Origin of the sequence: uncultured Sphingomonas sp., assembly GCF_946477935.1 — a bacterium.
GTDB lineage: Bacteria > Pseudomonadota > Alphaproteobacteria > Sphingomonadales > Sphingomonadaceae > Sphingomonas.
Map to the genome: position 1 here is coordinate 1 of NZ_CAMLAC010000213.1, position 6,264 is coordinate 6,264.

Sequence of the window (6,264 nt, forward strand, 5' to 3'; positions counted from 1 at the left end):
AAGTAGAGGCCGGTGGGTCGCGTGCGGAAGCGCCCCACCCCAACCCCTCCCCTGAAGGGGAGGGGCTTTCTGGTCAGCGGGCGGTGACGCGCCAGATCTTGTTGCCGACATCGTCGGCGACCAGCAGCGCACCGGCCTTGTCGATGATGACGCCGACCGGGCGCCCTTGCGCATCGCCATCGGCGTTCAGGAAGCCGCCGACGACGTCGAACGGCTTGGCGCCCGCGACGGGGAAGCCGTTGGCGCCGAAGGGAACATAGACCACCTTGTAGCCCGACACGGGCTTGCGGTTCCATGAGCCGTGTTCGCCGATGAACACGCCGTTGCCGAAGCGGCTACCCAGCTTCGCTTCGCTGGCGAAGGTCAGGCCCAGTGCGGCGACATGGGGGCCGAGCGCATAGTCGGGGCGCTTGGAATATTGCTGGAGCTGCGGATAGGCAGGCTCGACGCGGGTGTCGGGATAGCCGCCCCAATAATACCAGGGCCAGCCGAAATGGTCGCCGAACTCGACCTGGGTCAGATAATCGGGGGCCAGGTCCGATCCGAGCATGTCGCGTTCGTTGACCACCGTCCACAGCCGGCCATTGGCGGGATTGAGGGCCATGCCGTTCGGATTGCGCAGACCGGCGGCATAGATCCGCCAGTTCTTGTCGGCGGGCCAGACCTGGAGGATGTTGGCGCGGTACTTCTCCGCCTCCATGCCCCCTTCGGCGATGTTGCTGGCCGAGCCGACGCTGACGAACAGCGTCCGGCCGTCGCCCGCGGGGATGACATTGCGCGCCCAGTGGTTGCCGCCGGGGTTCAGCTTGATGACCAGTTCGGGTTTGGCGGTGATCCGGGTCGCTCCTTCGGTATAAGGTACGCGGACCAGCGCGTCGGTGTTGGCGATGTACAACTGGCCGTCGAACAAGGTCATGCCGAAGGGCGAGTTGAGCCCGGTCATGAAGGCGGTGCGCGTGTCGACGCGGCCGTCGCCGTTCGCATCGCGCAGCAGGGTGATGCGATTGGCGGAGGGAACGCCGGCACCGGCGCGGCCGAGCAGGACGTTCATGACCTTCTGGACGATGCCTCCCCCGTCGCGTGGCGGCGAGTTGGTCTCTGCGACCAGTATGTCGCCATTGGGCAGGCGGTACAGCCAGCGGGGATGATCCAGCCCGCCGGCAAATTCGGCGATCTGGAGGCCGGGCGCGACGCTGGGCGTGGCGCCGGCCTGCCAGCCGACCGCCTTGGCGACCTTGACGGTGGGGATCGTCTGCTGGCGCGGGGCGGTGATGGCGGGCTGGCGACCGACGACCTGATCGACCGATAATTGGGCGGTGTCCGGCCAGGCGAGCCAGGTGACGATGCCGGCCCCGACGAGGAGCAACAGGCCGAGCACGATCAGGATGTGTTTGCGCATGGGCACCTTGCTAGAACAGCGCGCGTCATCGCCGACGCACCACATCCGTTCAGCGTGAGCGAAGTCGAAGGCCATGTGGCGGTGGCTTTGCTTCGACTTCGCTCAGCACGAACGGGTCACATTGATAGCGTCGAGCTTTAGACGCAGCCGGGGCCGAGGGAAAGAGCGGGCGCATCAACGATAATGGCCGCCGGCGTGGGAGAAACGCCGGCGGCCGATCGGGCCTTCAGGGAAGCAAGGGAGGTTACTTCACCGGCTCGAACTTGGGTGCCTCCGCCTCGGTATTCTTGTGCGGTTCGGTCACGGCCATCCGGTCGACATCCTTGTGCGTCTCGCGGTCCTCCTCGGACTTGTCGAGATGGGCCAGCGCCTGACGGACGCCTTCGGCATAGGAGGGATCGACCTTGGCGAAATGGCCAAGCTGGCGATCGATGATGAACTGCGGAATGCCGTGCATCGCAGCGGCGATGTTCTTGAACAGACGGCCCTTCTGCTCGTCGTCAAACATGGTGTAGAGCGCGCGCGGCTGGACGAAATCGTCATCGCCGACCGGCTGTTCCCAACGCTTGGCGACGCCGTGTACCTCGAGCGGGGGCTCGTTGTAGCGCGGGTCCTGCACCGGGCCATCAAAGCTGTTGGGCTCGTAATAGGCATCCGGGTTGTTGTTGTCGGCAAAGAAGCGGAGCAGGCCGTCCTTGTGGTAATGCGCGACCGGCGACTTTGGCTGGTTGACGGGCAGTGCCTCGTAATGCGCACCCAGACGATGGCGATGCGCATCGGCATAGGAGAAGATGCGGCCCTGCAGCATCTTGTCCGGCGAGAAGCCGATGCCGCGCACGACGTTGGACGGGCTGAACGCGGCCTGCTCCACCTGCGCGAAGTAGTTTTCCGGGTTCTTGTTCAGCTCGATCTCGCCGACCTCGATCAGCGGGAAGTCGGCGTGCGGCCAGACCTTGGTCAGATCGAACGGGTTGTACGAGGTTTCGTTCGCCTGTTCCTGCGTCATGACCTGGACGTACATGGTCCATTTCGGGAAGCGGCCCTCATGGATCGCGCCGTACAGTTCCTCCTGATAAGATTCGCGGCTCTTGCCGATGATCTCGGCGGCTTCCTCGTTCGTGTAGAACTTGTGGCCCTGCTGCGTCTTGAAGTGGAACTTGCACCAGTAACGCTCGCCCGCGTCGTTCCAGAACGAGAAGGTGTGGCTGCCATAGCCGTTCATATATTGCGGGCCGATCGGCAGGCCGCGGTCGGACATCAGGATCGTCACCTGATGCACCGATTCGGGGCAGAGCGACCAGAAATCCCACATTGCGGTCGGCGAGCGGAGGTTGGTGCGCGGGTGGCGCTTCTGCGTGCGGATGAAGTCCGGAAATTTGTAAGGATCGCGCACGAAGAAGATCGGCGTGTTGTTGCCGACCAGATCCCAATTGCCTTCCTCGGTGTAGAATTTGAACGAGAAGCCGCGCACGTCGCGTTCGGCATCGGCCGCGCCCTGTTCACCCGCCACCGTCGAGAAGCGGAGAAGCAGGTCGGTCTTCTTGCCCACCTCGCTGAACAGCGCGGCGTTGGTGTACTTCGTCACTTCGTCGGACGTGACGGTCAGGGTGCCGAACGCGCCCCAGCCCTTGGCGTGGACGACGCGTTCCGGAATGCGCTCGCGATTCTGGTGCGCCAGCTTTTCGATAAGCTGATAGTCCTGGAGCAGCAGCGGGCCGCGCGGACCGATCGTGATCGCATTCTGGTTGTCGCCCACCGGTGCGCCAGCGGAGGTGGTGAGTGTCGGACGCTTCTTGTCGTCTGCCATCGGGGCTCTCCCAAATTCCATTCTCAAGCTGGAACGGAGAGTGACAGCTTCGGTTCAAGCGGCAAAACGCATTGATTGACCGTCTGTGATCGATTGCCTGAATTTTGCGACGGACGGCATGCGCCGCACCGTCGCGAACGGATTCAATCCTCCGATTCCTCGATCACCGGGGGGTGAAGGCGCAGGCGGTGGATGCGACGTTCGTCCGCTTCCAGCACTTCGATCGTCCAGCCGGTCGGGTGGGCGACAAGCGTGCCGATATCGGGCACCTGCCCGGCGATCACCGCGGTCAGGCCGCCAAGCGTGTCCACATCCTCCTCGGCTTCCTCCAGCGCCGGGTCGACGGTGCGGGCCACTTCCGCCAGCCCGACGCGGGCATCGGCGTCCCATGCGCCGCCGTCGAGCGGGACGAGCAGCGCCTGGGGCGCGTCGTCATGTTCGTCCTCGATTTCGCCGACGATCTCCTCGATCAGATCCTCGATGGTGACGAGGCCCTCGGTGCCCGAATATTCGTCGAGCACGACCGCCAGATGCACGCGCTTCTGGCGCATGTCGGCAAGCAGATCGAGCGCACCGCGCGACATGGGGACATAAAGCGGATCGCGGATCAGGCCGGCGATGGTGGCCGGATGCTCGGCACCGGTGGCCAGGATGTTGAACACGTCCTTGATGTGGACCATGCCGATCACCTCATCCAGGCTTTCGCGGTAGACGGGCAGGCGGCTGTGCCCGGCCTCCGCAAAGATCTGGACGAGATGTGCGAAGGTGGTGCGCTCCTCCACCGCGATGATATCGGCGCGGGGCACGCCGACATCGCCGGCATCGCGCTCCCCGAAATGCAGCAGGTTGCGGACCATCTGCCGCTCGAGCTGGGTCAGGTCGCCCTTGGCATCGGGGCCGGGATCGCCCTCGTGCCGGTCGATCGCTTCTTCGAGCTGTTCGCGCAGCGATTCTTCCTGCTGCTCCCCGAAGATCAGCGACCGGAGGCCGCTCCATATACCGTTTTCCTGGGAGTCACCGCCGACGGTGCTACTTTGGCCCTCTGACATGGAAGGTCTTTTAGTCCTCGCGAACAGTATAGGGGTCGTCGATGCCGAGCGAGGCGAGCGCATCGCGCTCGATGGCCTCCATCGCCTCTGCCTCGTCATCGTCCATATGATCGTAACCTAGCAGATGCAGCACGCCGTGCACCATCAAATGGGTGGCATGGGTTTCCACCGCGATACCTCGTTCGGCGGCCTCCGCGACGCAGACGCCGTGCGCCATCACGATATCGCCGAGCAGCAGTTCGCCGTCATCGGAATTCTGGCTGACCGTCTCGATCAGGTCGGGCTGCACCATCGGGAAGGACAGGACGTTGGTCGGCTTGTCCTTGCCGCGATATTGCCGGTTGAGGTGGTGTACCTCCTCGTCGGAGGTCAGGCGGACGCTGATCTCGACCAGCGCGGGCGTGGTGAGCAAGGGGCCGTGCGGCGTCCGCTCGATCGCGGCGCGCGCGGCACGGGTGGCGATGCCGTTCCAGTCCGTGTCGGCCCACGGTTCCTCACGGGACAGTTCGATCTGGATCATGCGTCGGGGCCTTCATAGGCCTCGACGATGCGGCCGACGATCGGGTGGCGAACGACATCGGCGGCGGTGAAGCGGCTCATGGAGATGCTCTCGATCCCCTCCAGTCGGCGGACCGCATCCGCCAGACCGGACGCGGTGACGCCGCCGGGCAGATCGACCTGGTTGGGATCGCCACAGATCACCATGCGGCTGTTCTGGCCGAAGCGGGTGAGGAACATCTTCATCTGCGCAGGCGTGGTGTTCTGCGCCTCGTCCAGAATGACGAAGGCGTCGCCGAGCGTGCGGCCGCGCATGAAGGCGATGGGCGCGATCTCGATCTCGCCGCTGGCGATGCGGCGTTCCACCTGCTCGGCGGGCAGGCAGTCGTAGAGCGCATCGTAGAGCGGGCGGAGATAGGGATCGACCTTCTCCTTCATGTCACCGGGCAGGAAGCCAAGCCGCTCGCCCGCCTCCACCGCCGGGCGCGACAGGATGAGACGCTGGACCGAGCCGGTGATGAGCTGCGCCACCGCCTGCGCGACCGCCAGATAGGTCTTGCCCGTGCCCGCCGGGCCCAATGCGAAGATCATGTCGTTGGACACGAGCTCCTTCATGTAATGCGCCTGGGCGGGCGTGCGCGGCACGATCGTCTTCTTGCGGGTGCGGATCATGATCGGCGGGGGCGAGGACCGCTCCGCCGAGACGATGCCGTCCAGCGTCGGCTCCGCCGCCATCGCGATCGAGGCGTCGACCAGGCCGGTATCGACCTCCTCGCCGCGGCCGATGCGGGCATACAGGTCGTTCAGCACGTCGCGCGCCATCGCCACCTGTTCGGCGGTGCCCTCCAGCCCGACGCGGTTGCCGCGCGCGGTGATGTAGACCCCCAGCCGGTTTTCCAGCGCCACCAGATTGCGGTCATATTGGCCGAACAGATGGGCGAGCATCTGCGGCTTTTCGAACACCAGTTCCACCCGGCTGCGTTCACCGGCACGGGCGGGAAGGGGCTTACGGCTCATGCGATCCTTTCTTCGCGGATTGCCGTGAAGATGGTGCGCAAAGGGGCGGAGCGCCAGTGGGAAAATCGGTTGCCCACCCGGCGCGATCAGGCCGCGGCGCGCAGGGTCTGCGTGCCGGTCAGCGAATTGGGGCCGGCGGCGGCCAGTTCCACCCTCACCAGGTCGCCGATGGCATGGTCGCCGATCAGGTGGACGGATTGCAGCCAGGGCGATTTGCCGAGCATCTGGCCGGGCAGCTTGCCGCGCCGTTCGATCAGTACGTCGCAGGTGCGGCCGACGCTCGACAGGTTGAAGGCGTGCTGGTCGCGGTTCAGCGCGGCTTGCAGGCGTTGCAGGCGGTCGTCCATCACCTCAGGGGACACCTGGCCGGCCATGTCGGCGGCGGGGGTGCCGGGGCGGGGCGAATATTTGAAGCTGAGCGCCTGCGCGTAGCCGAGCGCGTCGACCAGGGAGAGCGTGTCGGCGAACTCTTCTTCCGTTTCACCGGGGAAGCC

At 65.3% G+C, this 6,264-nt stretch carries 6 protein-coding genes; all 6 read right to left on the reverse strand.

Annotated features, from left to right (window positions below; translation table 11 throughout):
- Window positions 1-73 precede the first annotated feature (73 nt).
- Window positions 74-1,399, reverse strand: a complete 1,326-nt coding sequence (locus tag Q0U08_RS16580) for a sorbosone dehydrogenase family protein (RefSeq protein ID WP_298092710.1) — start codon at window positions 1,397-1,399, stop codon at window positions 74-76.
- Between the two features lie 244 nt (window positions 1,400-1,643).
- On the reverse strand, window positions 1,644-3,206 hold the full coding sequence (locus Q0U08_RS16585) for a catalase (protein ID WP_298092712.1): 1,563 nt from the start codon (window positions 3,204-3,206) through the stop codon (window positions 1,644-1,646).
- Window positions 3,207-3,349: 143 nt separating this feature from the next.
- Window positions 3,350-4,255 (reverse strand): hemolysin family protein, encoded by a 906-nt coding sequence (locus Q0U08_RS16590; RefSeq protein WP_298092713.1) that lies wholly within the window; start codon window positions 4,253-4,255, stop codon window positions 3,350-3,352.
- Between the two features lie 10 nt (window positions 4,256-4,265).
- Window positions 4,266-4,775, reverse strand: a complete 510-nt coding sequence (ybeY, locus tag Q0U08_RS16595; protein WP_298092714.1) for an rRNA maturation RNase YbeY — start codon at window positions 4,773-4,775, stop codon at window positions 4,266-4,268.
- Entirely contained in the window at window positions 4,772-5,770 is a 999-nt protein-coding gene (locus tag Q0U08_RS16600) for a PhoH family protein (protein ID WP_298092715.1), read from the reverse strand. The genes ybeY and Q0U08_RS16600 overlap by 4 nt, the downstream gene beginning before the upstream one ends.
- A gap of 86 nt (window positions 5,771-5,856) precedes the next feature.
- A partial coding sequence (locus Q0U08_RS16605; protein ID WP_298092716.1) for a TRAM domain-containing protein occupies window positions 5,857-6,264 on the reverse strand: 408 nt, incomplete at its 5' end.